The 23,359-nt window shown below is 70.7% G+C and carries 21 protein-coding genes; 13 read left to right on the top strand and 8 right to left on the bottom strand.

Going from position 1 to position 23,359, the window contains the following annotated elements; all coding sequences use genetic code 11:
- Nucleotides 1–68: 68 nt before the first annotated feature.
- Nucleotides 69–2,363, top strand: coding sequence for a trimethylamine N-oxide demethylase (locus HND91_RS02585; protein ID WP_181704943.1), 2,295 nt, complete (start codon nt 69–71; stop codon nt 2,361–2,363).
- A gap of 360 nt (nt 2,364–2,723) precedes the next feature.
- On the opposite strand, the gene HND91_RS02580 is transcribed toward HND91_RS02585, so the two are convergent.
- The 8 genes from HND91_RS02580 to HND91_RS02545 form a co-directional block, all read right to left on the bottom strand.
- Complete coding sequence (locus tag HND91_RS02580) at nt 2,724–3,851, bottom strand: aminomethyl transferase family protein (protein WP_181704942.1); 1,128 nt, start codon at nt 3,849–3,851, stop codon at nt 2,724–2,726.
- Between the two features lie 196 nt (nt 3,852–4,047).
- Nucleotides 4,048–5,763, bottom strand: coding sequence for a trimethylamine N-oxide permease (locus tag HND91_RS02575; RefSeq protein ID WP_181704941.1), 1,716 nt, complete (start codon nt 5,761–5,763; stop codon nt 4,048–4,050).
- Between the two features lie 237 nt (nt 5,764–6,000).
- Nucleotides 6,001–7,056, bottom strand: a complete 1,056-nt coding sequence (locus tag HND91_RS02570) for a heme-dependent oxidative N-demethylase family protein (RefSeq protein ID WP_181704940.1) — start codon at nt 7,054–7,056, stop codon at nt 6,001–6,003.
- 19 nt (nt 7,057–7,075) lie between these two features.
- A complete protein-coding gene (locus HND91_RS02565; protein ID WP_181704939.1) occupies nt 7,076–8,029 on the bottom strand; it encodes a PDR/VanB family oxidoreductase in 954 nt (317 codons plus the stop codon).
- On the bottom strand, nt 8,026–8,619 hold the full coding sequence (locus HND91_RS02560) for a dimethylamine monooxygenase subunit DmmA family protein (RefSeq protein WP_181704938.1): 594 nt from the start codon (nt 8,617–8,619) through the stop codon (nt 8,026–8,028). Before HND91_RS02560 ends, HND91_RS02565 begins: the two co-directional genes overlap by 4 nt.
- 72 nt (nt 8,620–8,691) lie before the next feature.
- On the bottom strand, nt 8,692–10,317 hold the full coding sequence (locus HND91_RS02555) for a trimethylamine N-oxide permease (RefSeq protein ID WP_181704937.1): 1,626 nt from the start codon (nt 10,315–10,317) through the stop codon (nt 8,692–8,694).
- Nucleotides 10,318–10,510: 193 nt separating this feature from the next.
- Nucleotides 10,511–10,906, bottom strand: a complete 396-nt coding sequence (locus HND91_RS02550) for a group II truncated hemoglobin (protein WP_181704936.1) — start codon at nt 10,904–10,906, stop codon at nt 10,511–10,513.
- Between the two features lie 265 nt (nt 10,907–11,171).
- The gene (locus HND91_RS02545) at nt 11,172–11,816 is read right to left on the bottom strand and encodes a helix-turn-helix domain-containing protein (RefSeq protein ID WP_181704935.1); all 645 of its coding nucleotides are present in this window, start codon (nt 11,814–11,816) and stop codon (nt 11,172–11,174) included.
- A 212-nt stretch (nt 11,817–12,028) separates the two neighbouring features.
- Between HND91_RS02545 and HND91_RS02540 the strand changes: the two genes are divergently transcribed.
- The 12 genes from HND91_RS02540 (at nt 12,029) to HND91_RS02485 (ending at nt 23,123) form a co-directional block, all read left to right on the top strand.
- A complete protein-coding gene (locus HND91_RS02540) occupies nt 12,029–12,688 on the top strand; it encodes a response regulator (protein WP_343057043.1) in 660 nt (219 codons plus the stop codon).
- The gene (locus tag HND91_RS02535; RefSeq protein WP_210272534.1) at nt 12,685–14,013 is read left to right on the top strand and encodes a sensor histidine kinase; all 1,329 of its coding nucleotides are present in this window, start codon (nt 12,685–12,687) and stop codon (nt 14,011–14,013) included. Before HND91_RS02540 ends, HND91_RS02535 begins: the two co-directional genes overlap by 4 nt.
- A gap of 99 nt (nt 14,014–14,112) precedes the next feature.
- On the top strand, nt 14,113–15,063 hold the full coding sequence (locus tag HND91_RS02530) for an AAA family ATPase (protein ID WP_181704934.1): 951 nt from the start codon (nt 14,113–14,115) through the stop codon (nt 15,061–15,063).
- Nucleotides 15,060–15,902 carry a DUF58 domain-containing protein gene (locus HND91_RS02525; protein ID WP_343057042.1) on the top strand — a complete coding sequence of 281 codons (843 nt, stop codon included), beginning with the start codon at nt 15,060–15,062 and terminating at the stop codon, nt 15,900–15,902. Before HND91_RS02530 ends, HND91_RS02525 begins: the two co-directional genes overlap by 4 nt.
- Nucleotides 15,883–16,230 (top strand): hypothetical protein, encoded by a 348-nt coding sequence (locus HND91_RS02520; protein ID WP_181704933.1) that lies wholly within the window; start codon nt 15,883–15,885, stop codon nt 16,228–16,230. The genes HND91_RS02525 and HND91_RS02520 overlap by 20 nt, the downstream gene beginning before the upstream one ends.
- On the top strand, nt 16,227–17,168 hold the full coding sequence (locus HND91_RS02515; RefSeq protein WP_181704932.1) for a VWA domain-containing protein: 942 nt from the start codon (nt 16,227–16,229) through the stop codon (nt 17,166–17,168). The genes HND91_RS02520 and HND91_RS02515 overlap by 4 nt, the downstream gene beginning before the upstream one ends.
- Entirely contained in the window at nt 17,165–18,049 is an 885-nt protein-coding gene (locus HND91_RS02510) for a VWA domain-containing protein (RefSeq protein ID WP_181704931.1), read from the top strand. Before HND91_RS02515 ends, HND91_RS02510 begins: the two co-directional genes overlap by 4 nt.
- Nucleotides 18,046–18,663 carry a hypothetical protein gene (locus HND91_RS02505; RefSeq protein ID WP_181704930.1) on the top strand — a complete coding sequence of 206 codons (618 nt, stop codon included), beginning with the start codon at nt 18,046–18,048 and terminating at the stop codon, nt 18,661–18,663. The genes HND91_RS02510 and HND91_RS02505 overlap by 4 nt, the downstream gene beginning before the upstream one ends.
- Nucleotides 18,657–19,853, top strand: a complete 1,197-nt coding sequence (locus HND91_RS02500) for a BatD family protein (protein ID WP_181704929.1) — start codon at nt 18,657–18,659, stop codon at nt 19,851–19,853. Before HND91_RS02505 ends, HND91_RS02500 begins: the two co-directional genes overlap by 7 nt.
- 286 nt (nt 19,854–20,139) lie before the next feature.
- Nucleotides 20,140–21,153, top strand: coding sequence for a TRAP transporter substrate-binding protein (locus HND91_RS02495; RefSeq protein WP_181704928.1), 1,014 nt, complete (start codon nt 20,140–20,142; stop codon nt 21,151–21,153).
- Nucleotides 21,154–21,223: 70 nt separating this feature from the next.
- A complete protein-coding gene (locus HND91_RS02490; protein ID WP_181704927.1) occupies nt 21,224–21,814 on the top strand; it encodes a TRAP transporter small permease subunit in 591 nt (196 codons plus the stop codon).
- Nucleotides 21,807–23,123 (top strand): TRAP transporter large permease, encoded by a 1,317-nt coding sequence (locus tag HND91_RS02485; RefSeq protein WP_181704926.1) that lies wholly within the window; start codon nt 21,807–21,809, stop codon nt 23,121–23,123. The genes HND91_RS02490 and HND91_RS02485 overlap by 8 nt, the downstream gene beginning before the upstream one ends.
- Nucleotides 23,124–23,359 lie beyond the last annotated feature (236 nt).

The raw sequence follows: 23,359 nt of genomic DNA, 5'->3' as shown, positions 1-23,359 counted from the left end.
CCCCGGACCCGCGCCATCCCTGTCGCCAGGCGGTCCGCCGCCTGGCTCTTTCCATTGTGAGGCCCGCCATGAACGTGACCGCGCGACCCGTCCCGCAAAGCCCCGCTCTCGCCGATCCGCAGCGCCGCGTCCGACACGGGGTGCCGGGCGGGGGCGGCCTGATCTTCGCCGTGGAGGCGGGCGACCGGGTCCACATCGTGGATCCGGAGGGCCGCCAGGCCGGCGTGCTGGTCCTCGCCGGCTCCGGCGAGGCCCGGTTCGAGCCGGCCCTCGAGGTGGAGGCCGCGACCGTGGATGTCGTGGCGGCGGCGCTGCAGGGCGCGGCCGGCGACGCGGACGCCTTCCGGGCCGCCGCAGCCGGCGGTCTCCGGATCGCCAGGATGTTCGGGGCGGACGGCGCGCCGGGATCGCGGGTGAGCTTCACCGCCGACGGCGCGCTCACCTGCCTCCTCGTCGCGCCGGGCGGGCCCATGGCGCCCGACAGCCAGGACGCCCCGACGGACCTCGTCGTGGAGATCGAAGCGGGCGCCGCGAACCGCGGCCGGGCGCCGGCGCCGCTGGCGGAGCCCAAGCTCGACCTGCGGGTGCGGGCGGCGACGGCCGAGGCCTACCGGGTGAAGGCGGGCGACTACATCCAGATCATCGACGTCGACGGCCGCCAGTGTTCCGACTTCCTGGCCTTCGACGCCGCCGCGCTCGCGGAAGGCCGCGAGTTCGGCCTCGACCCGACCACGACCCGCACGCTCATGGGCTCGGCGAACCCAGGACCGGGCCTCCACTCCAAGTATTTCGACGAACGCCAGCGCCCCCTGGTCGAGATCGTCCGCGACACGGTCGGGCGGCACGACACCTTCATGCTGGCGTGCAGCGCGAAATACTACGACGATATGGGTTATCCCGGCCACGACAACTGCACGGACAACTTCAACCGCGTGCTCGCCCCGTACGGGGTGGCGTCCAGGATGGGGTGGCCGGCGATCAACTTCTTCTACAACACCTTCGTCGGCGCCGACGACCGGATCGGCATGGACGAGCCGTGGTCGCAGCCGGGAGACTACGTGCTCCTGCGCGCCCTCACCGACCTCGTCTGCGCCTCGTCCTCGTGCGCGGACGACATCGACCCGGCGAACGGCTGGGACCCGACGGACATCCACGTCCGAGTCTATGACGCGTCCTGCTCCTTCTCGAAAGGCATAGCGCACCGCATGACCCCCGATTCCGCCCCGAAGCTGACCCGGGAGACCGGGTTCCACCCGAGCACCTCGGCCCGGACGCGCAAGTTCCAGGAGTACCGCGGCTTCTGGCTGCCGGAAAGCTTCGCGACGGCCGGCCCGATCGAGGAATACTGGGCCTGCCGCGAACGGGCCGTCATCATGGACCTGTCCGCCCTGCGCAAGTTCGAGGTGCTCGGCCCCGACGCCGAGGCGCTGGTGCAGATGACGGTGACGCGCAACATCCGCAAGCTGGCGGTCGGGCAGGTGGTCTACACGGCCATCTGCTACGAGCACGGCGGCATGATCGACGACGGGACGGTGTTCCGCCTCGCCGAGAACAACTTCCGCGTGGTCTGCGGCGACGAGTTCGTCGGCGTCTGGATGCGCCAGCTCGCCGAGACGCACGGCCTGAAGGTCTGGGTGAAATCGTCCACGGACCAGCTGCACAACGCGGCCGTGCAGGGACCGAAGTCGCGGGAGATCCTGCGGTCGATCGTCGAGACGCCGCCGCACCAGGCCGGCATGGACGAGCTGAAGTGGTTCCGCTTCACCATGGGCAAGATCGCCGGCGCGCCGGTGATGATCTCGCGCACGGGCTACACCGGCGAGCTCGGCTACGAGGTCTGGTGCCATCCGGCCAACGGCGCGGCGGTCTGGGAGGCTATCGAGGCGGCAGGCACGCTGCACGGCATGGTGCCGTTCGGCCTCGCGGCGCTGGACATGGTGCGGATCGAAGCCGGCCTCGTGTTCGCGGGCTACGACTTCTGCGACCAGACCGACCCGTTCGAAGCCGGCATCGGCTTCACCGTGCCGGCGGACAAGCCCGACTGGTTCGTCGGCAAGGAGGCCCTGGCCCGGCGCCGCGAGCACCCGGCCCGCCGGCTGGTCGGGCTGGAGTTCGCCGGCAACGATCCGATCGGCCACGGAGACTGCATCCATGTGGGCCGGGCGCAGGTCGGCGTGGTGACGAGCGCGACCCGCTCGCCCGTGCTCGGCAAGGTGATCGCCCTGGCGCGGGTGGACGTGACCTACGGCGAACCGGGCTCGACCCTGGAGGTCGGCAAGCTGGACGGCCATCAGAAGCGCATCCCGGCCACCGTGGTGCCCTTCCCGCATTACGACCCGACTAAGGCCCGCGTCAGGGCGTGAGGGGAGGAAGACCCGCCGGCGGCCCGGGCAGAAGGCTCCGCCGCCGGCGCCCGCCGCTTCGGCCGGACCGTCCGAGACCGCAAAAAAAGGCCCGCTGGAGCGATCCGGCGGGCATTTTGGTGTTGGATCGGTCGGCCATCGGGCCCGATGAGCGGGTCGGACGGCTTTGCCCGGATCTCCGTCCGAGGCGGCCCGCCGGCGCCCGCATCCGTCGACCGGCGTCAGCCGCCGGCGAAGGGGTGGCCATCTCTCAAAATCGACCAGAGGCAAGGAACGGGGTGGAAAGGGCTTCGTCCTGAAAATGCCGACGGCCGCCGTATGGGGCCGGCGGCCGTCGTGTCGCATCCTGACGGACCGATGTCAGGCGCGCTCGTCAAGCGGGTGGGTGCGCAGGCGTAGCGGGTCGTAGAACGGCGTCTTGACGATCCGGCCGGTGAACGTGCCGTCGTTGCTTCGCACTTCCAGCTCCGTCCCGTAGGCCGAGAGGTCGGGCGTGACGTGCACGAGGGCGATCGAGCGCATCAGGTGCCGGCTGTAGGTGGTGCTGTTCACCGTGCCGACCTCACGGCCGTCCTTGTAGAGCCTGGCGCCGGGCTCGATGGCGGCGTGATGATCGATCTCCAGTCCGGCCTGCTTCACGCGCTGCTCGGACTTGCGCCGGATCAGCGCCGCCTTGCCCCGGAAATCCGCCTTGTCGAGGTCGACGGTCCAGTCGGCGCCGACCTCCCACGGGGTCTCGTCGCCGCGCGGCATGTCGTAGGGGAAGAACAGGAGTCCGCCTTCCACGCGCACGATGTCGAGGCAGGCCCAGGACACCGGCATGGCGCCGTAGGGCTTGCCCGCCTCCAGGATGGCGTCCCAGAGATGGACCGCGTCGGCGGCCGAGCAGAACACCTCGTAGCCGCGCTCCGCCGAGTAGCCGCCCCGGGCGAGCGACACCTTGCGGCCGAAGAGGGTGGTCTCCGCGTGCTGGAAATAGCGCAGGGACGAGAGGTCGAACGGCGTGTGGGGCTTCAGGATGTCGAGCGCCTTGGGGCCCTGCAGGGACAGGATGTGGACGTCGCTGTCCTTCTCCACCTTGACGTCGCGGCCTTCGGCGAACGCCGGCAGCACCTCCTCCAGCGAGCCGCCGCCGTGGGACAGCCGGAACGCGTCGGGTCCGTCGCAGTAGACGAGCACGTCGTCGATCAGCGAGCCGTTCTCGTCCACGATGTTGCTGATCGCGGACTGGCCCTTCCGGAGCTTGCGGATGTCGGACGTGAGGAGCGCGTCCAGCATGGCGGCGGCGTCCGGCCCGGTGACGTTGATCATCCGCAGCGCCGAGACGTCGAACAGACCCGCCCGATAGCGTACCGCCGCCGTCTCCTCGTACGGATCCGTCGAATAGTACTGCGGAAGCGGCATGTCGTTCCACGAGGCTTCGAACTTGGTTCCGAGCTGTTCATGACGTTGGTTCAGCACGGAATTGCGAGAGAAGTTCTTCGTCATGTCTTGACCTATCCTGGTTGGGCGAATTCTTTTTTGTTCGGTCGTCGAACTTTTTGTTGTGCCGGACAGTCGTTCTGGCCCGACATCACGTTGCCACCGGCATCCCTGACTGTCAACAAAGTTTCCCTTGAAGAATGGAAAGAGACGGTGGAGGCTCGCGTGCCGGGGCACGCGAGCCAGGACGCGGACCGCCGCTTCAGAGCTGGAAGAGCCAGTTGGAGACGAGCACGACGACGATGCCGCCGGCGAGCGCCAGGTAGGGCAGGACGCCCGCCTTGCGCCTGGAGAGGTCCGCCTGGGAGCGGATGTGCAGGTCCTCGAGCATCTGGTCCGGGAAGCGCCCGCCGTCCTGGACGTAGTGACGGTAGAGGAAGACCGGGATGATGAGGCCCGCGGTGAAGAGCCCGGCCCAGAGCGCCATCGGGTTCCACACCTTCGCGCCGGCGCCCATGAAGACGGCGTTCACGAAGGCGAAGACGCCGCCGAGGCCGAGCAGCCAGGCCGGCGCCCGGTAGGGGCGCGGGATGTGGGCGGAATCGAGCCGGTGGATCCAGCCCGCGTTGAGGTTCAGGAAGTTGAAGATGATGTAGCCGCAGTTGGAAACGGCGAGGATGAAGAAGAAGCTCGTCGCGTCGGCGCAGGCGATGGCCAGCACCGCCAGGTTGACGATCAGGTCGGTCCACATGGCCCGCGTCGGCGCGCCGTGCTCGTTGACGTGGCTGAGATAGCGCGGCAGCCAGCCGTCCACGGAACCCTGGTAGAGCGTCCGCGACGACCCGGCCATGGCCGTCATGATGGCGAGGAGCAGCGCCAGGATCATCAGCATGACGAGCATGTTCTCGGCGATCTCACCGCCGCCTACCATGGCGGCCATGGCCGCCGCCACGCCGGAGCCGTCCACGATGGAGGTCTCCAGCATGCCGTCGAGGCCGAGGACGCCCTGGAAGGTGAACGGGACCAGGGTGAACAGGGTCAGGCAGAGGAGGCCGGAGTAGAAGATGGCCTTGAAGGTGTCGCGCGAAGGGTCCTTGAACTCGCTCGTGTAGCAGATGGCGGTCTCGAACCCGTAGGTGGACCAGGCCGCGATGAACATGCCGCCGAGCGCGAGGGTCCAGCCGGCGATGGTCCAGCTGCCGTTGCTGGGCACGTAGGGCTCGGACAGGGGCACGAAGGGCGAGAAGTTGCCCCAGTCCACCTGGCCGGTGATCAGCGGCACGAGGCCCACGATGACGAGCGGCACGAGCACGAACACGCCGATCCACTTCTGCACGTTGGCGGTGCCGAGGATGCCCCGGTGCTGGACGGCGAACACGAACAGCATGAGGGCCGCGCCGATGAAGAAGGACGCGTTCAGCGAGAAGCTCACCGGCCCGAGGCTTTGGCTGTGGAGAGTCCAGGTGCGGATCTCCGGCGTGAGGGCGGTGACCGCCGCGGCCGCCTTCTCGGCGTCCGGAACGGCGAGCGACGCGCCGTTGGCCGCCAGCCAGTCGGCCACGGCGGCGGATTCGACGCTCGGGATCGGCGCGAGCGCGTTCAGGATGTAGGCGGCCGCGATGGAGCAGCCGAGCGACAGCACCGGCGACCAGGCGAACCAGTTGCACCACACGGACAGGGGCGCGATGAGCTTGCTGTAGCGCACCCAGGCGGAGGCTCCGTAGACGGACGCGCCGCCGGACTTGTTCGGGAAGAGGCCCGCGATCTCCGCATAGGTGAAGGATTGCAGGAAGCCCATGACCATGGACACGGTCCAGATCATGAAGGCGATGTTGCCCGTGGTGCCGGCGATGCCGCCGATCGAGAACAGGACGAGCGGCGGCACGCCGCTGGCGACCCAGAAGGCCCCTGTCCAGTCGATCGATCGGTGCAGTTTGCCTGCCGGCGCGACGCCCGGCGTTTCCAAGACGGCTGTCATGTCCGTTCCCCTTTTTCCTTGGTTGCAGCTGACGAACAGGTCCGGACATGCGATCGCGGTCCCGCGGCCTCGAGGGCGCCGCGGGGGGTGATTGCGCGAACCAATCCGGTTTACCGGGACAGGAGGCTTAAAGGTCCTCGCCGGACAGACGGCCGGCGTCGCGCCGGCGCGTGCTTGCGCCGGCGTCGCGCCCGGGGCTTCGGCCTCGGGAGTGGGGTCAGCCGGGGACGGGGCCGGTCAGAGCCGGTCCACGTCCGGCTGGATGCCGAGGGAGAGGTCGGCGCCGTCGTCGAACCGCGACAGGTAGGCGACGGCGGTCTGGCGATAGCGGGTCAGGCCCTTGTAGTCCTCCAGGGCCGGATCGAGATCGCGGAGGACCCGGTGCAGGCGCTTGCCCCACTTCGGCACGCGCGCGATGTCCTCCAGGTTGCAGAGGTAGCAGCGGATCCCGAAGAGGATCGCGTTGGAGCGCGGCAGCCTGAACAGGGTCTGCAACTCCACCCGGAGGTGCAGCTTGCGGCCGACGTTCTCCGGCGTGACCGTGGTACGGTCGGCGCCCCAGAGCGGGTAGTTCTCCGGGCTGGTGTCCATGCGCGGGTTCACCGTCATGGTCCAGTTCAGCCGGCGCACGGGCTGGCCGTTCTGCAGGCGCAGGAGATACTTCAGGGCACGGTCGAACACGCCCTTCTCGTGGGCGAGCGGCACGGGGCCGTGCCACTCGTGGAAGCTCATGCCGATGTTGAACTCCAGCGACCAGTCCGCCTGGCAGGTGATCATGCCGCCGTCGACGAACAGGTTGTCGTCGCGCTGGTCCTGGAGGGTGAAGTCGCCCTGGGCCTGGCGGGTGATGTATTCGAACGGGCCGTAGGGCAGGGTGGTCGCGTCGCCGAAGGTGAAGCTGTCGCGGATGCCGAGCGGCCGGTTCTCCCAGGTCCAGGCGGTGCCGGAGCGGGTGAGCGAGAAGTGCTCGGGATAGTCGGCGGCGAGGCTCTCCATGATGAGCTCGAGCGTGTCCCACTCGGCTTCGATCATGTGGGGCAGAACCTTGCACCGGCTCGGATCCTGGGCGAGCACGATCGCCCGCTCCTGGCACTCGGCCACATAGTGCTCGTCCACGTCGAACGCCGCGTGGAAGGCGGGCGTCGGACCGCCCTTCACGTGCGGCTCGATGTTCACCGAATACATGTAGCTGTCTTCGACGAACGGGAACGGGAAGCGCAGGATCGCTTCGTCGCTGTTCCGGTAGGAGAAGTCGTCGCGGAACGTCTCCTGCGGCTTGAAACTGAGAGTCATGTCCGTCCTCCCGATAGGGTCAGAGATCCAGCAGGATCCGCTGTGTCTTCGACCGCGACACGCAGGTCATGATCGACGTGTTGGAGGCGCGCTCGGCCTCGTTGAGATAGTGGTCGCGGTGTTCCGGGACGCCCTCGATGACGGCGGTCTCGCACTGCCCGCAGGCTCCTCCCCGGCAGAGGCAGGGCGCGTCGACGCCGGCCGCCTCCAGGGCGTCGAGGAGGGTCGTCTCCGGGCCGACCTCCACCTCGATGCCGGACCTCATCAGCACCGCCGTGAAGGGGGCGCCGCCCATCGCCTCTCCGCCGAAGGATTCCGAGTGGAGCTTGCCCTTCGGCCAGCCGGCGCCGGCCGCCTTCTCCAGCACCGCGTCCATCATGGGCCCCGGCCCGCAGGTGTAGAGGTGGGATCCGAGCGCCTGGGAGCGGAGGGAGGCGTCGAGGATGGACAGGTCCTGGCCGGCGTGGACGTGAATCCGCCCGCCGCCGTAGGGAGCGAGCAGCCGCTCGAACAGGGCGCCCTCGTCCTCGCGGCAGAAGTGGTGCAGCTCCCACGGGGCGCCGGACGACTGGAACGCCCGGATGTAAGAGAGGAAGGGCGTCACCCCGATGCCGCCGCTCACCATCACGTGCCGCCGGGCGGTCTTGGCGATGGGAAAGAGGTTGGCCGGCGGGTTGGACGCGAGGACGTCGCCCGTCCTCACTTCGGTGTGCATGAAGGCGGAGCCGCCCCGCGACTGCGCCACCTTGCGGACGATGATCGACAGATGGCTGCGGTCATGCGGGTTTGAAACGATTGAATAGGCGTTCTTCCAGCGCTGGTGCCGGTTCTGCAGCAGGAGGCGCAGGTGCGCGCCGGCGCCGGCCGGATGGACCGGGCCGCCATCCGCCGCCTCGAACACGAAGGACTTCAGGAGCGGAGAGAGCGGCTCGACCTCGCGGACGCGCAGCGGAACGAGGAATTCGGTCGTCATCGGAAGATCTCCTCCACCGGCGGCAGGTCTCCGCGCACTTCCGCGTCCGCCTGGACGCCCATGAAGGCGGCGAGGCGCTTGGAGAAATGGTCCCGGACCGTCAGGTGCGCGCCGCAGCCCACGCAGGCCACGATGTTGGTCCTGACGTTCTCGGTCATCGCCCGGCAGTGGACGCAGAACACCCGGCGGCGCTCCGATCCCGCGTGGTCGAGCTGGATCTCATCCCCGTCCACCCCGAAGGAGCGGGCGAGCGCGGCGACGTCCCACAGGAAGGCCTCCTCGCCGATGGCGTAGAGGCGAAGGCCCATGGATTCCCGCGCCAGCCGATGGCCGAGCATGTCGAACATCAGGGGCCGGGACCGGAAGGCCCGCCGGACGACGGACCCGTCCGGGCCGCGCTCCTCCGCGGCCGTGACGGTGCAGGCCCCGACCACCGTCCACACCTCGGTCGGACCGGGGGCGGGCTCCAGGCCCTCGACCATCCGGGCGATGTCACGGGGCGTGTCGGAGAGGATGATGTGATGCGTACCCGACCGATCGACCCTCAGGCCGGCGTACTTGGGTCTGCTGTGAATGCCGGAGATCAGCACGTGTCCTGTTCCCTCGTCTCTTGATGGAAAGGTCGAGGCCCGGCGGCCTCCCCGCCGCCGGGCCTCTCCGCGTCAGCCGGAGGACGCGACGGCGTTGGCGATCAGCACGACGGCGACGCCGGCGGCGAGGGCGAGGTAGGGCAGGACGCCCGCCCGCCTGACGACGGCCTGACCGGGGCCGAGGTGGAGGTCTTCCTTCATGGCGTCCGGGAAGTGGCCCTTGTCGACCACGTAGTGGCGCCACACGAACACCGGCAGGATCATGGCGGCCACCAGCACGCCGGTGACGAGGGTGCCTTCGCCCCAGATGTTCGCCCCCATGCCGAGGAAGACGAGGTTCACGAACGAGAAGGCGGTGCCGATGGCCAGGAGCCACGTGGGCGCCCGGAACGGCCGGTCCCAGGTCGGGCGGTCGAGCCGGTGGATCCAGCCGGAGTTCAGGTTCAGGAAGTTGAACATGATGTAGCAGACGTTCGAGATCGCCAGCACGAACACGTAGTCCGACATCATGAGGAGCACGAGGTTGAAGCCGAGGTCCGTCCACATGGCCCGGGTGGGGGCGCCGTTCTCGTTCGCCTGGTCCAGGTAGCGCGGCAGCCAGCCATCCTTGGCGGCCTGGTAGAGGGTGCGCGAGGACCCTGCCATGGAGGTGATGATCGCCAGGACGAGCGAGAACACCAGCATGACGACGATCACGGTCTCCACCAGCGGGCCGCCGTCGACCATGGCCGCCATGGCGGCGGCGACGCCGGTGCCGTCGTAGATCTCGGGGGCGAGCATGCCCTCAAGGCCCAGCACGCCCTGGAAGGTGAGCGGGACGATCGAGAACACCAGGATGCAGAGGATGCCCGACGCCAGGATGGCCTTGAAGGTGTCCCGGCCCGGATCGCGGAACTCGCGCGTGTAGCAGACGGCCGTCTCGAAGGCGTAGGTGGACCAGGCCGCGATGAAGAGGCCGCCGGCCATGACCGTGAAGCCGGCGGTGGTCCAGGCGCCCGGCACCGGATTGTCGGCCGCGTCGTGGGCGAGCGGCACCAGCGGCGTCAGGTTGGCCATCACCACGTCGCCGGTGAGCAGCGGGACCACGCCGATGATGATGAGCGGCATCAGGGCCGCCGCGCCGATGATGGTCTGCACCTTGGCGGTGGACGAGATGCCCCGGTGCTGGATCGCGAAAGCGATGAGAAGGATCACGGCGCCGACCAGGAATGTGCCGTTGATCCGGAGCGTGAGGCCCTCCTTGACGGATCCGAGATCCAGGATGGTGAGCTGCCACGTGTTGATGGCGGCGTCGGCCGCGAAGAGGAGCGACAGGACATAGCCCGCCGCGAGCCCGGCGCCGATGGCCAGCACCGGCGACCAGGCCAGCCAGTTGCACCAGACCGACAGCGGCGCGAATAGCTTGCCGTAGCGCACCCAGGCGACCGCGCCGTAGACGGACGCGCCGCCGGACTTGTTGGGAAAGAGCCCCGCGATCTCGGCGTAGGTGAAGGCCTGGACGAAGCCCATCGAAATGGAGATCATCCAGACGAGCCACGACGGCGTTCCGACCGTCGCCGCGATGGAGCCGACCGAGAAGAGCACGAGCGCCGGTACGCCGCTCGCGATCCAGAAGGCGTCGCGCCAGCCGATCCTGCGCTGAAGCTCCCCTGTCGAGGCCGCCCCAGCACCTCCCAATGCTGTTTGAACCGCCGTCATACCGCACCTCAATATTTCCCTGCGATAAAATTGAGTGTCCGGCAAGAAATCAACGCCGTCAAGCACGGAAGCGTGTTCGGGGCAGAATTATTGCGACGTTCGGGCGATTAGATTGACGGCGAGAAAGATTTCGGTGCGCGCGCTGGCTCGCGGCGCGAGTAAGGCGTACGTAGATTCGTCGTTGTAGTCTGTATTATGGCGCATTCTGCAGAAGGTAAGCCACCCGTCGGAAGTGTCTCATCAGATCCTCGGACGTCTCCTGATCGATGCCGAGGTCGGATACGGTCTGCTCCATGCAGAGCAACCAAGCGTCGCGGGCGGTCTGGTCGATCGTCACATGCTCGTGCATCTGGCGCACGTTCGAGTGGCCGTGATGCTCCACGTAGAGGCGGGGACCGCCGAGAAAGCCCGAGAGGAACCGGGCCTGCTCGACCCGGGAGTGGCCGACGCCGTTGCCTCTGAGATGAAGGCGGTGCAGGATGGCCATGGCGGGATCGGTCTGGATCCGGTCGTAGAACGCCGCCACCAGGGCCAGAACGCCGGCCTCACCGCCGATGCGGTCGTAGAGCGGCCCCCGATGATCCGCCATGGCCCGATGCCTCCCTCATCCCCGTTTTATCAGGAGTCACACGATTTTCCTATGGGGAATATGAAAGGTCAAGGTCCGTGAAGATCGAGGCGGCAAGGCCGCGCGACGGTTGTGCTTCCCGCCGGTGAGATGGCTGGCGCGCGCCGGCGCGGAGCCGGCCCGCCCCGCCGGGCGGGGGCCGGTCCGCCGGCCTGAACGGGGCCGGTCCTCCGCCTGAAGGAGCCGGCCCGTCGCCCTCGATGGGGCCGGACGGACGGGGGCAGTCTCAGTCGTTCGGATAGATGATGATCGACAGGTAGGTCATGGGCAGCTCGATCAGCTCCTCCGGACCGTGAACGGCGCCCGCGTCGAAGAACAGCGTGTCGCCCGGTTCCAGCACATAGGTCTGGTCGGCGTGTCGATAGGCGACCTTGCCGCTCAGCATGTAGATGAGCTCGATCCCGGAATGCTGGAACGCCGTGTAGGGCTTGGCCTCCTCCGACAGCGTGATCAGGAAGGGCTCCACCACGATGCCGTCGCCGAGCGAATGGCCGAGAAGCTGGTAGTGGTGCCCGGCCTTCGTCCCGCGCCGGTCGATGCTGACCCCCTGGCCGGCCTTCACGTAGGAGCAGTCGCGGCGCTCCTCGTACGCGGCGAAGAAGGACGAGATCGGCATGTTGAGCGCCCTGGCGAGCGCCGACAGGGTGGACAGGGAGGCGGAGATCTGGCCGTTCTCGATCTTCGACATCATGCCGGCGGAGATCTCGGCCGCCGCCGCCAGTTCCGCCCCGGTGATGCCGAGGCGCTTGCGCTGGTTGCGGATCTGGCCGCCGATGGCCCGCTCCAGGGTGTATTCGGTCGTTCCCGGCGCATTCGAGCCCGTGGACAGGTCATCCGACGCGGCGACCGCGGTCCGGGATGTCTCGACCATGTGTGTCTCCTTGGAAATGATGACGTCCGGGCGCGACCGCGCCGGCGAGGTCGCGCCGTCGACAGGGAGGCTATCGCCACGATCCGTCGCGGATATGGACCGGTGGGTTCTAGGCTGTTGTTCGCGCGCGCGATATGGCCGCCGCGAACAAGAATTGTTGAGCGGGGCGGCGCGGCCTTTCCGCCTGCATCGATTCACCCGGTTGTGCTGGCATGCGCGCCCTGTATCGTTCCGGCATGGTACTGATCCGCATTCTCCTGGTCGACGATCACCCCATCGTGCGCGAAGGATACCGGCGCCTGCTCGGCCGGCAGCCCGGGATGTCCGTGGTCGCCGAAGCCGGGGACGGGGAGGCGGCGGTGGACGCCTTCGCGGCGTTCGCGCCGGACATCGTGCTGATGGACCTCTCCATGCCGGGGTCCGGGGGGCTCGCGGCCGTGCAGGCGATGCTCGCCCGCGACCCCGACGCGCGAATCATCGTCGTCTCCATGCACCAGGGCGCGATCTTCGCCCAGCGCGCCATGGCGGCGGGCGCGCGGGGCTTCGTGTCGAAGAGCAGCCCGCCGGAGGAACTGGTCCGCGCCATCAAGATCGTGATGGCCGGGCGCCGCGTGTTGTCGTCCGACATGGCGCAGGAAGTGGCGCACACGTCCCTCGGCAGCGACGACGTGGCCTCGCTGACGCCCCGCGAGCGCGAGATCCTGATGATGCTGGCGCGCGGCATGAACGGCCGGTCGATCGCCGAAAGCCTCGGGCTGTCGTCGAAGACGGTGCAGAACAACCTGTCGCAGATCCGCCTGAAGCTGAACGCGTCCGGCGACGCGGACCTGGTGCTGAAGGCCCAGCGGGCGGGGTTGACCGAGGCGCCATGATCCGGGGACTGCTGCCGCAACTGGTGGTGAGGATGCTGGCGGCGGGCCTCGTCACCGTCGTGGCCGCCGCCGCCTGGGTGCTGTGGGACACCGCCAACGCCGCCCGTCGGGACGCGGACCTGACGGCCACGCGGGTGGCGGTCGCCATCGACGCGCGGCCGGACTTCGTCGGCCTCGCCTTCGGGGGCGTCGCGCCGACGCCCGTGTTCCGCGACTGGCAGCAGTTTCCCGCCTGGACGCTGATCGCCCCGGGCATCTGCGTGGAGTTCGGCGCGGACGACCAGCCCACCCATCGCCGCTGCGGGCCCTACGTGGTGTCGGAGACGCCCGCCCCGGATTGGTTCGTCTGGCTCGCCGAACACATCGGCCTCATACCCGGTCCCATCTCCGTGCCTGTTCGGTCGCGCTTCATCGCGGACGGGCGGGTGACCGCGATCGCGGACCCCACCGTGATCACCACGCGCGCCTGGGAGCGGGCCGGCGACCTGATGCGCGTGGCCGTCGGCATGGCGGTCGGCGGCGCGGTCCTCACCGGGCTCGTGATCGCCCGGCTGCTCGCGCCGTTCCGGACCATCCTGCGCGGCATCGAGCGGCTGCAGCACGGCGACTTCTCCACCCGCCAGCCGCGCCTGCGCGTCGCAGAGTTCGACCGTCTGAGCCTTGCGCTGAACGACACCGCGGAGGCGCTGCAGGAGGCCCGCGACGCGCGCACGGAACTGACCCGCCGCCTCTTCACCGTGCAGGAGAGCGAACGCCGGGCGCTGGCGCGGGAGCTGCACGACGAGTTCGGCCAATGCCTGACCGCCACCCGGTCGCTTGCCGCCGCCGTCGCCCAGTCGGGCGAGAGCACCGCGGGCGAGGGCGAGCGGATCGCCGAGATCACCGGCCACATGATGGACAGCCTGAAGGCGGAACTCTCGCGCCTGCGGCCGCCGGACCTGGACGAACTGGGGCTTCGCCCCGCGCTCGAGCGTTTGGTCGCCGACTGGCGGAGCCGCCTGCCGGGGGTGCGCTTCACCCTGGACCTCGGGGGCGATCTCGACCGGGTGCCGGACGACCTCGCCCTCAGTCTCTACCGGATCGCGCAGGAATGCCTGACCAACGCGGTCCGGCACGGCACGCCGACCCGGATCGCGGCGACCATCGACGTCGGACCGGAGATCCTGCTCGTGGTGGCGGACGACGGCGGCGCCCGGGCGGGCGGGCCCATTGGCGACGGCTTCGGCCTCCTCGGCATCCAGGAGCGGGTGGGCGCCCTGGGGGGCAGCTTCGCGCTGGAACCGCAGGAAGGCGGCATGCGCGCCACGGCCCGCCTGCCGCGCTGACGCGCCGCCCGGGTGATCTTCCCGGGTGACCCGGGAGGGCGTCTCTGTCCGGTGCCGGCGCGCCGGACCATTCTCGTCGGGCGAAGGGAGACCGCCCGCATGAACGAGATGATTCATCCGATCGCGAGGCTCGGCAGCGATGTCGCCGCCGGCCTCGTCGGCCACCAGGAGATGGTGGAACGCCTGCTGGTCGCGCTCCTCGCCGGCGGTCATGTGCTGATCGAGGGGCCGCCGGGGATCGCCAAGACCCGGGCGGTGAAGCGGCTCGCGGCCTACCTGCCGGGGAGCCATGCGCGCATCCAGTGCACGCCGGATCTGCTGCCGGCGGACCTGACCGGCACGCAGGTGTTCCGCCCGGAGACGGGCGCGTTCGAGTTCGTGCCGGGTCCCCTGTTCCATTCCCTGGTGCTGGTGGACGAGATCAACCGCGCCCCGCCGAAGGTCCAGTCGGCGCTCCTGGAGGCCATGGCGGAAAGCCAGGTGACCACCTCCGGCGTGACCCGGCGGCTGCCCGATCCCTTCATGGTGGTGGCGACCCAGAACCCGATCGAGCACGAGGGCACCTTCCCGCTGCCCGAGGCCCAGATGGACCGCTTCCTCCTCCATCTCTCCCTCGGCCTGCCCGAGGCCGAGCAGGAACGCGCCATCCTGGACCTGGTGGCGGCGGAGCGGGTGGCGCCGGCGGGGCCGGCGGCGGATCCGCTCGCGGTGGACACCCTGCACCGGGCGCGGGCCGAGGCGGCGGAGGTGCACCTGTCGCCCGCCCTCAAGGACTATATCGTCCGCCTGGTGATGGCCTCCCGGCCGGGCGGCGCGGTCGCGGCTTTCGTGGAGCACGCGATCTCGCCGCGCGGCACGCTCGCGCTGGCGGCGGCCGCCCAGGCGCGGGCCTGGCTGAAGGGGCGGGACTACGCCCTGCCGGAGGACGTGGCGGCGCTCGCGCCCGACGCGCTCGCCCACCGGCTGATCCCCACCTGGGCGGCGATCGGCGAAGGCCGGACGGGCCGCAGCCTCGTCGCCGACATCCTGGCCGCGGTGGAGCCGTGGTGAACGCCGTCCCGGACGCGCCGGGCCTTCGCGTGAGCGCGGAGGATCTCATCTCTCTGCGCGACGCGGCCCCGGACCGGAGCCGGCATCGGCCCGCCACCCGGCGGCCCGGCGCCGTCCCGGCCAAGCCGCAGGGGGCCGGCATGGACCTTCGCGAGATCCGCGCCTTCGTGGAGGGCGACGACGCCCGCCGGATCGATCCGGCGGCGACGGCGCGTACCGGCCTGCCGCACATCCGCAGCTTCCACGAGGACCGGGACGACACGGTGCTGCTGATCGCCGACTTCCGGCCCGCCATGCTGTGGGGCACGCGCTCCGACCTGCGGTCCGTGCGGGGCGCGCGCGCCCTGGCGCGGCGCGGCTGGCAGGCGGTGGCGCGGGGCGCCGCCGTTTCGGCCATGGCGGTGGACGCGCACGGGGTCGTGAGCGTGCCGCTCGCCACCGGCGCGGCCCAGATGGCGCGGATCGCCCACATGCTGGCGGACCTGCACGACCGGGCGCTCGGTGGTCGCGGCCGCGGCCCGGCTCTTTCCGGAGCCCTCGTGCGGGCGGCGCGGCTCGCCCCGCCGGGGGCCGAGGTGCTGTTCGCCACCGGGCCGGACAGCGTGGAGCCGGAGGACGACCCGGCGCTCGCCCGGCTCGCCCGGCGGCGGCGGGTGTCCGTCCTCCTGCCGCTCGATCCCGTCGAGACCGCCCCGCCCGGGGCGGCGCTGCCGATCCGCTCCGGCCCGTCCGGCCGCGTGGCGCGGCTGACGGCGCTCGACCCCGCGCCGCTCGACCGGCGGATGCGCTCCCTCAACGTCGCCCTCCAGGTGATCGCCCATGACGCCGACCCAGGCTGACCTGATCGCCGCCCTGCCCGCCGGGCGGCTGCCCTCGACGATGATGCAGCTCCAGGCCGGGGACATCTTGGCTGTCGTCGGTATCGGGCTGGTGCTCGGCGCCTGCCTCGCCATGCTGCTCGCGCCCTTCGTCGGGCGCGCGCCGTCCCGCCGCGCCCGGATCCGCGCCACGCGGGGCCTGCCGGCGGAGGAGCGCGCGCTCGAGGTCGCCCGGGTCCTCGGGCACCTGCCGGACGCCTTGCGGCCGACCGCCTACGGGGCTGCACCGGCCCTGCCGGACGACGAGATCGAGCGCGTCGCCCTGACCGCGAGGCGCGCCCGCCGATGAGCCTCGCGTTTCCGCTCGCGCTCCTCCTCCTGCCGCTGCCCTTCCTGGTCCGGCGTTTCCTGCCGTCGAAGGCCGCGACCCCGGCGTCGCTCACGGTGCCGCCCGGCGCCTTCGCGGCCGCCCTGCCGGCCGGCGTGCGGGACGACGGCGCCGGCGCGGCCCTCCTCATCGGCGCCTGGATCGCGCTCGTCGTCGCCCTTGCGGGTCCGCGCGTGGCGACGACGACCGACCTCGTCACGGCGTCCGGTCGGGAGATCCTCCTGGCGCTCGATCTTTCCGGCAGCATGGTGGCGGAGGACTTCGTGCTCGACGGCAAGCCGCTCATGCGTCTCGACGCGGTGAAGCGGGTCGCCTCCCGGTTCGTGCGGTCGCGCAAGGGCGACCGGATCGGCCTCGTGATCTTCGGCGACCGGGCCTATGTGGCCCAGCCGCCCACCTTCGACGTGAACTCGGTGGCCACCGCCATCGAGACGGCGCAGATCGGCATCTCGGGCCGGTCCACCGCCATCTCGGACGGGCTCGGGCTCGCGGCCAAGCGGCTGACCGTGAGCGAGGCGACGTCCAAGGTGGTCGTGCTCCTGTCCGACGGCGTGGACACCTCCGGCAAGGTGCGGGCGGCCGACGCCGCCGAACTCGCGGCGCGCCACGGCATCCGGGTGCACACCATCGCGCTCGGCCCGGCGGATCTGGAGAGCGCGCCGCAGTCGCGGGACGCGGTGGACGCGGCGACGCTGCGCGCCGTGGCGGCGGCCGGCGGCGGCGAAAGCTTCCGGGTCCGCACCATGGACGACCTGGAGGCCATGGCCGAGGCGCTGGACCGGCTGGAGCCCAACCCCATGCGCCGCCCGCCGACCCAGGTCTGGCGCGATCTCTGGGTCTGGCCGGGCGCGGCCGCCCTGGCGCTCGCTCTACTCGTCGCGGTCAGGAGGGCCCCATGACCGATCTCGTGCTTCTCCGGCCCTGGTGGCTGGCGGCCCTGCCGGCGCTCGCGGTCACGGCCGTCTGGCTGTGGCGGCGCGGACCCTCGGCGGGCGGCTGGGAGCGGGTGATGCCCCCCGCCATGCTGGCCGCCATGCGGGCGCTCGGCCATCTCCATGGCGGCGGCGAACGCCGCGGGCTTGCCGCCACCGCCGCCGCGGGCCTGATCGCGACCGGCCTCGCCGGCCCGGCGGTGCCACGGCCGGACGCGCCGCTTCTCGCCGGAACCGGCGCCATCCTGATCGCCATGGACCTGTCGCCGTCAGTCGCGTCCGGTCCGGCCCTCGCGGACGCGCAGGCCGCCGCCGCCGAGATCCTGTCCGCCGCCGGCGGCCGGCCGGTGGGCCTCGTCCTCTACGCGGGCGAGGCCTATGACGTCGCCGCGCCGACGGCCGATCCGACGACCCTTGAAAGCCAGATTGCCGTGCTCGGGCCGCAGACCATGCCGGGCCGGGGCAGCCGGCCGGCGGCGGCCCTCGCCCTCGCGCGGCAGATGCTGGACGCAAGCCCGGACGCCGACGTGGTGCTGATCTCTGACGGCGGGGGCGTGGACGACGCGACGGTCGCCGAGGCGGACCGGCTCGCCGGCGCGGGCGTCCGGCTCATGGTCCTGACACTCGACGGGACGGCGGGCGGGGCGGCGGACCCCGAGGCGCTCGCCGGGCTCGCCGCGGTGGCCGCTCCGGCCCGCGCGCCGGCGCCGGTGATCGAAAGCCTGTCCGGGGCCGGCGCGCTCGGCCGCGACCCGTCCCTTGCGGCCCTCCGGTTCCGCGATCTCGGACCCGGGGTGGCGGCGTTCGCCGCCCTGCCGCTTCTCGCCCTGTTCCGGAGGCGCCGATGAGACGCGCGGCCCTGATGGCGCTCCTCGGCGTCGCCTGCGTGGCCCTCGGCGGTCCGTCCGCCTGGGGACGCCTGACCCTTTGGGCGGGCGCTCCGGGCGCGGCCGCGGTGATGCTCGACGATCCGGCCGCGAAGGGGCTCGCCCTCTACCGGGCCGGCGACTTCGAGGCGGCGGACGCCGCCCTCGCGCAGGCCGGTCGCGGACAGACCTTCAACCGCGCCCTCACGCTCGCCGCCACGGGCGAGCATGCCCTGGCGGTGGCCTACCTGGACGCGGTGCTGTTCGCCAACCCGGCCGACGCGGAGGCCCGGCGCGTCCGGGACCTGATCGACGCCATGGTGCCGAAGGTGCGCGGCGACAGCGTCGCGCCGGGACGTCTGGCGGGGGCGGGCGGCCTGTCCGGGGCCGGCGCCCCGAACGGCGAGGGCCGGCCCAGCACGCCGGACCCGGAATGGAAGAAGCCGATCGAGGCGCGCGGCTTCGTGGCGACCGACGCCTGGCTGGAGACCATCACGGACGACCCCGGCGAATTCCTGCGCCTGCGATTGGAAAAGGAGCACGAGCGGCGGGCCGCGCTCGGGCTCGTGCGACCGGAGGAGGGCGACCCATGGTGATCCGCCTCGCGCTGACCTTCTTCCTCATGGCCGGCGTCGCGCGGGCAGAGACCCTGCGTCTTCTGGTGCCGGAGATCGCGCCGGTGGCCGGCGAGATGGTGCCGGTGACGGTCCGGGGCGAGTACACGCGCCTGATCACCCTGGAGAAGCTCACCTTTCCGTCCTCCGACCAGTACGACTGGATGCAGGTCTCCCGCGACTCCTGGACCGAGGAGCGGATCGACGGGCGCACCGTGCGGGTGTTCCAGCGCCGGATCGCGGTGTTTCCCCGCCGGGCCGGCCGGCTGACGATCGGTCCGGTGACCCATCAGCTCACCGTGACCGGAGGCCCCACCGGACGCGAGGCCCTGCCGGTGACGGCGGAGCCGGTGACGCTGACCGTGGCGCCGTTCCCGGCCGAAACGCCGCCGCTCTCAGCGCGCGCCCTGACGGTGGAGGACAGCCTGTCGGCGCCCCCCGGCGCGCTCGGCGACGGGGAGACGCTGGTCCGCCGCATGACGATCCGGGCGGAGGGCGCGCTGCCCCAGCAGCTGCCGCCGCGCCCCGCCATGCGGGAGCCCTGGCTGATCAGCTTCGCCGCCCCGGAGATCCGCGAGACCCGGCCGACCCCGGACGGCCCCGTCACGACCGTCACGTGGGAATGGCACCTGCGTCCCCGGACCGGCGAGCCGGGGGTGCTTCCGGCTGTGACGATCCCCTGGTTCGACACGGCCGCCCGGCGCCTGCGGACAGCCGAAATCCCGGCCATTCCGTTCGGCTACGTGAGCTTTCGCGAAAACCGCGGCGGCCTCGACCGCCTGCCGGCAGACCAGGTCTGGATCGCCGCCGCCGCCTGCGGGTCGGGCCTCGTGGCGGGGCTCGCGGCCGCGCTCGCCGGACAGGCCCGACGCCGCAGGGCGGACGCGCTGCGGATCCTGAGGCGGCTCGTTCCGTTCGACCCGACGCGCCGGGCGGTGCGCCGCGCCGCACGGTCCGGGGACCTCGTCGCCCTCCGGCGGGCGGCCGACCGGTATCTCGCCCGCCGCCGGGACCTCGGCCTGCCGGTGACCGGACGGGAAACCGCGGAGCTTGACGCGGCGCTCTACGGCAGGACGCCGGGGTCGCCGGACGGGAAGACCGTCCTGGCGTCGATCCTCGCGCGTCCCCGGCCGCCGGCCCGCAACCATGGGCCGGCCGGGACGCCAGGCTAGAGCGCGCGCGCCTGGCGTCGCGTCCGAACCGGGCCGCCACCTTTGCCGGGGCGCGGCGGCGTGCCCGGGGCCGCCCGCAGTCCTTCACACCCTTCGCGCGCCGGGTCCTGCTGCGGGACCGGCGCGTCCGCGATCGCGTCTCTCCGCGCAACTTTATGGGAAAACCTGCATGGTTGATCTGCGTGTCGTGGTGTCGGACAGTCGCTCCGTCACGCGGTGGGGAGGCTCGTGACCGCAAGGTGCGACGTTCCGCGTTCACCTCAAGAATAATCGGGAGGCATTCGCCATGTTCAAACAGCTCCTCGCCGCGACCGTGATCGCGGGTCTCTGGTCGACGGCGACGTCCGCCCAGGAAACCTATCAACTCAAGTTCCAGAGCAGCGACACGTCTGGAACCGCCGCCTTCGAAGTCCAGCAGGACTGGGCCAAGCATCTCGCCGAGGTGTCCGGCGGCCGCATCCAGGTCGAGATGCTGCCGGTGGGATCGATCGTGGAATACGGCGAGACCCTGGACGCCGTCGGCGCGGGCATCCTGGACGGCCACATCACGGACAGTTCCTACTTCACCGGCAAGGACGCGGCTTTCGCGCTGATCGGCAATCCGGTCGGGGCCTATTCGTCGCCGGAGGAGCTGCGCGGCTTCTTCGAGAACGGCGGCGGCAAGGAGCTCTACAACGAGATCCTGAATCCCTATGGGGTCCAGTTCCTGGGCGCGGCGGCCCAGACGGCCGAAGCCATCCCGTCCAAGGTGCCGATCGACGGCGTGGACGGCCTGAAGGGCGTCAAGATGCGGGCGCCCGAGGGCATGGTGCAATCCGCCTTCGCGGCCGCCGGCGCGTCGCCGGTCAACCTGCCCCAGTCGGAGGTCTTCACCTCCCTGGACAAGGGCGTGATCAGCGCGGCCGACGCGACGACGCTCGCGACCAACGACTCCATGGGTCTTCACGACGTCGCCAAGCACCCGATCTGGCCCGGCTTCCACTCGCTGCCCCTCAACGAGGTGTCGATGAACAAGGCGAAGTGGGACGCCATGCCGGACGACCTGAAGCAGATCATGACCGAGTCGGTCACCCACTACGCCGACGATCTCGCCAAGCGCATCCGCGAGCGCGACGAAGCCGTCGCCGAGAAGCTGCGCGCCCGGGGCGACGTCACGATCCACAGCTGGTCCGAGGACGAGAAGAAGAAGTTCCGGCAGATCGCCCAGGACCAGTGGGCGGCGTTCGCCGAGCGGTCCGAGAATGCCCGGAAGGTGTACGACACGCTCACGGCCTACCTGAAGCAGGAAGGCCGTCTCTGATCGGTTCTCTCGCTTCGCCGCAGCGTCCGGCCGGGCCGCGTGCCCGGCCAACCACCGAAGGAGTTGCCGGATGAGCCTTGAGAACGAGCCGCGGCTGGAGGTGCGGGATGTGCCCCAGGACCCCCTGTCGGCGGCCCTGATGCCGCTCGCGCCGATCTTCGCGGTGGCCTTCCTCCTCGTCACGCTGTTCAGCTTCTACGAGGTGGTGATGCGCTACGTCTTCAACGCCCCGACGATCTGGGTGCACGAGACGACCATCGCCATGACGGCGCTCTGCTTCGCCTTCGGCGGCGCCTACTGCCTGGCGACGGACCGGCACATCCGGGTCGTCCTCCTCTACGACCAGGTTTCGCCGCCGACGCGGCGGCGGCTCGATATCGTGATCAGCCTCGTGGGCGCCGCCTCCTGCGCCCTGATGGCGTGGGCGGCGTGGAGCCTCGCCTACAAGGCCTTCTACATGCCGGGCGGCCAGTTCCGGCTGGAGACGAGCGGCAGCGCCTGGAACCCGCCGACCCCGGCGATCGTGAAGGCGACGCTCTTCATCCTCCTCTGCGTCATGTGCGTGCAGTTCATCCTGCAGGCCGTGCGGCACTTCAGACGCGATCCTCACCAGGACGCGCACCATGGCGTTCCCGGGGAAGGTCGGTTCGACGATGTTTGATCTTCAGGCGCTCGGGATCGGCGGCGGCAGTCTCGCCATGTTCGGACTGCTGCTGGCGCTGCTCGTCACCGGCATGCAGCTCGCCTTCGTGACCATCCTGGTGGCACTCGTCTTCGCCCTCGGATGGTTCGGCCCGATGGCGGTGCCGATCGTCACGACGCGCATCTATTCCTTCCTCACCCAGTACGTGTTCGTCTCCGTGCCGATGTTCGTCCTGATGGCGTCGGTGCTCGACCGGTCCGGTATCGCCCGCGACCTCTTCGACGCCATGCGGCTGTTCGCCGGCCGGATCCGCGGCGGCGTGGGCGTGCAGACCCTGCTGGTCGCCGTGGTGCTGGCGGCGATGTCGGGCATCATCGGCGGCGAGATCGTGCTGCTTGGCCTGCTGGCCCTGCCGCAGATGCTGCGGCTCGGCTACGACCGGCGGCTCGCCATCGGCATCGTGTGCGCCGGCGGCGCCCTCGGCACGATGATCCCGCCCTCCATCGTGCTGATCATCTACGGCCTGTCCGCCAACGTCTCCATCGGCGAGCTGTTCACCGCCTCCTTCGTGCCGGGGCTCCTCCTGGCCGGCCTCTACATCGGCTACGTGCTCGTGCTCGGGCTGATCTCGCCGGAGAAGGTCCCGGTGCCGAGCGTGGAGGAGCGCGTCGATTCCAAGGAGAAGCTGCGTCTCCTCAAGGGCCTCGTGCTGCCGCTGCTCGTCGTCGTGTTCGTGCTCGGGTCGATCTACGGCGGCATCGCGTCGGTCACCGAGGCGTCCGCGATCGGCGTCGTCGGCGTCGTGCTGTCGACGATTCTTCGGGGCGAGTTCACCTGGCGCATGATGATGGACGCCGCGCTCCAGACGCTGCGCACCTGCGGCATGATCGTCTGGATCGGCGTCGGGGCGACGGCCCTCATCGGCGTCTACAATCTCATGGGCGGCATCGAGTTCATCAAGGGCCTGCTGCTCGGCGTCTCCGACACGCCCATCGTGATCATCCTCGTCATGATGCTGATCCTCGCCGTGCTCGGGATGTTCCTCGACTGGGTCGGCATCGCCCTCCTGACCATTCCGATCTTCGTGCCGATCGTCGTGTCGCTCGGCTACGACCCGATCTGGTTCGGCGTGCTGTTCTCGTTGAACATGCAGGTGTCCTTCCTGTCGCCCCCGTTCGGCCCCGCGGCCTTCTACCTGAAGAGCGTGGCGCCGCCGGACATCTCGCTCGGCACCATCTTCCGCTCGCTCCTGCCGTTCATCGCCCTGCAGGTGCTCGCCCTCGCGCTCGTCATCGCCTTCCCGGTGCTGGCGCTCTGGTACCGCTGACCCGGGCGGAGAGCGGCGCCGGGGGTGAGGGGTGCGACGGGAGGGGGAGGAGGGGATCGGCGTGGCAGCGGCGGCTCCCAAGGCGGATCGGGCGGGTACGGACGACGGTCTCGTCGTCTGCGGCCTCCTGCTGCGCCCGGCCATGACCAGTTCCTGTCTGCGCCGACGGCGTGAGGTCCGCTGCCGGAACGCGCGCCGCCATGCTGTCCGAGCCTTCGGTCGCGGACGGTGCCGGC

This window comes from Chthonobacter rhizosphaerae (genome assembly GCF_013839525.1).
In the GTDB taxonomy this organism is placed as follows: domain Bacteria; phylum Pseudomonadota; class Alphaproteobacteria; order Rhizobiales; family Pleomorphomonadaceae; genus Chthonobacter; species Chthonobacter rhizosphaerae.
This window is presented reverse-complemented; position numbering and strand designations above follow the sequence as displayed.

Coding starts and splice junctions, on each gene's coding strand:
- HND91_RS02570 (WP_181704940.1), bottom strand. CDS start 7,056: ATGACTCTCAGTTTCAAGCCGCAGGAGACGTTCCGCGACGACTTCTCC.
- HND91_RS02510 (WP_181704931.1), top strand. CDS start 17,165: ATGACCGATCTCGTGCTTCTCCGGCCCTGGTGGCTGGCGGCCCTGCCG.
- HND91_RS02500 (WP_181704929.1), top strand. CDS start 18,657: ATGGTGATCCGCCTCGCGCTGACCTTCTTCCTCATGGCCGGCGTCGCG.
- HND91_RS02520 (WP_181704933.1), top strand. CDS start 15,883: ATGACGCCGACCCAGGCTGACCTGATCGCCGCCCTGCCCGCCGGGCGG.
- HND91_RS02490 (WP_181704927.1), top strand. CDS start 21,224: ATGAGCCTTGAGAACGAGCCGCGGCTGGAGGTGCGGGATGTGCCCCAG.
- HND91_RS02555 (WP_181704937.1), bottom strand. CDS start 10,317: ATGACGGCGGTTCAAACAGCATTGGGAGGTGCTGGGGCGGCCTCGACA.
- HND91_RS02485 (WP_181704926.1), top strand. CDS start 21,807: ATGTTTGATCTTCAGGCGCTCGGGATCGGCGGCGGCAGTCTCGCCATG.
- HND91_RS02535 (WP_210272534.1), top strand. CDS start 12,685: ATGATCCGGGGACTGCTGCCGCAACTGGTGGTGAGGATGCTGGCGGCG.
- HND91_RS02515 (WP_181704932.1), top strand. CDS start 16,227: ATGAGCCTCGCGTTTCCGCTCGCGCTCCTCCTCCTGCCGCTGCCCTTC.
- HND91_RS02540 (WP_343057043.1), top strand. CDS start 12,029: ATGCGCGCCCTGTATCGTTCCGGCATGGTACTGATCCGCATTCTCCTG.
- HND91_RS02495 (WP_181704928.1), top strand. CDS start 20,140: ATGTTCAAACAGCTCCTCGCCGCGACCGTGATCGCGGGTCTCTGGTCG.
- HND91_RS02550 (WP_181704936.1), bottom strand. CDS start 10,906: ATGGCGGATCATCGGGGGCCGCTCTACGACCGCATCGGCGGTGAGGCC.
- HND91_RS02565 (WP_181704939.1), bottom strand. CDS start 8,029: ATGACGACCGAATTCCTCGTTCCGCTGCGCGTCCGCGAGGTCGAGCCG.
- HND91_RS02585 (WP_181704943.1), top strand. CDS start 69: ATGAACGTGACCGCGCGACCCGTCCCGCAAAGCCCCGCTCTCGCCGAT.
- HND91_RS02505 (WP_181704930.1), top strand. CDS start 18,046: ATGAGACGCGCGGCCCTGATGGCGCTCCTCGGCGTCGCCTGCGTGGCC.
- HND91_RS02575 (WP_181704941.1), bottom strand. CDS start 5,763: ATGACAGCCGTCTTGGAAACGCCGGGCGTCGCGCCGGCAGGCAAACTG.
- HND91_RS02545 (WP_181704935.1), bottom strand. CDS start 11,816: ATGGTCGAGACATCCCGGACCGCGGTCGCCGCGTCGGATGACCTGTCC.
- HND91_RS02530 (WP_181704934.1), top strand. CDS start 14,113: ATGAACGAGATGATTCATCCGATCGCGAGGCTCGGCAGCGATGTCGCC.
- HND91_RS02580 (WP_181704942.1), bottom strand. CDS start 3,851: ATGACGAAGAACTTCTCTCGCAATTCCGTGCTGAACCAACGTCATGAA.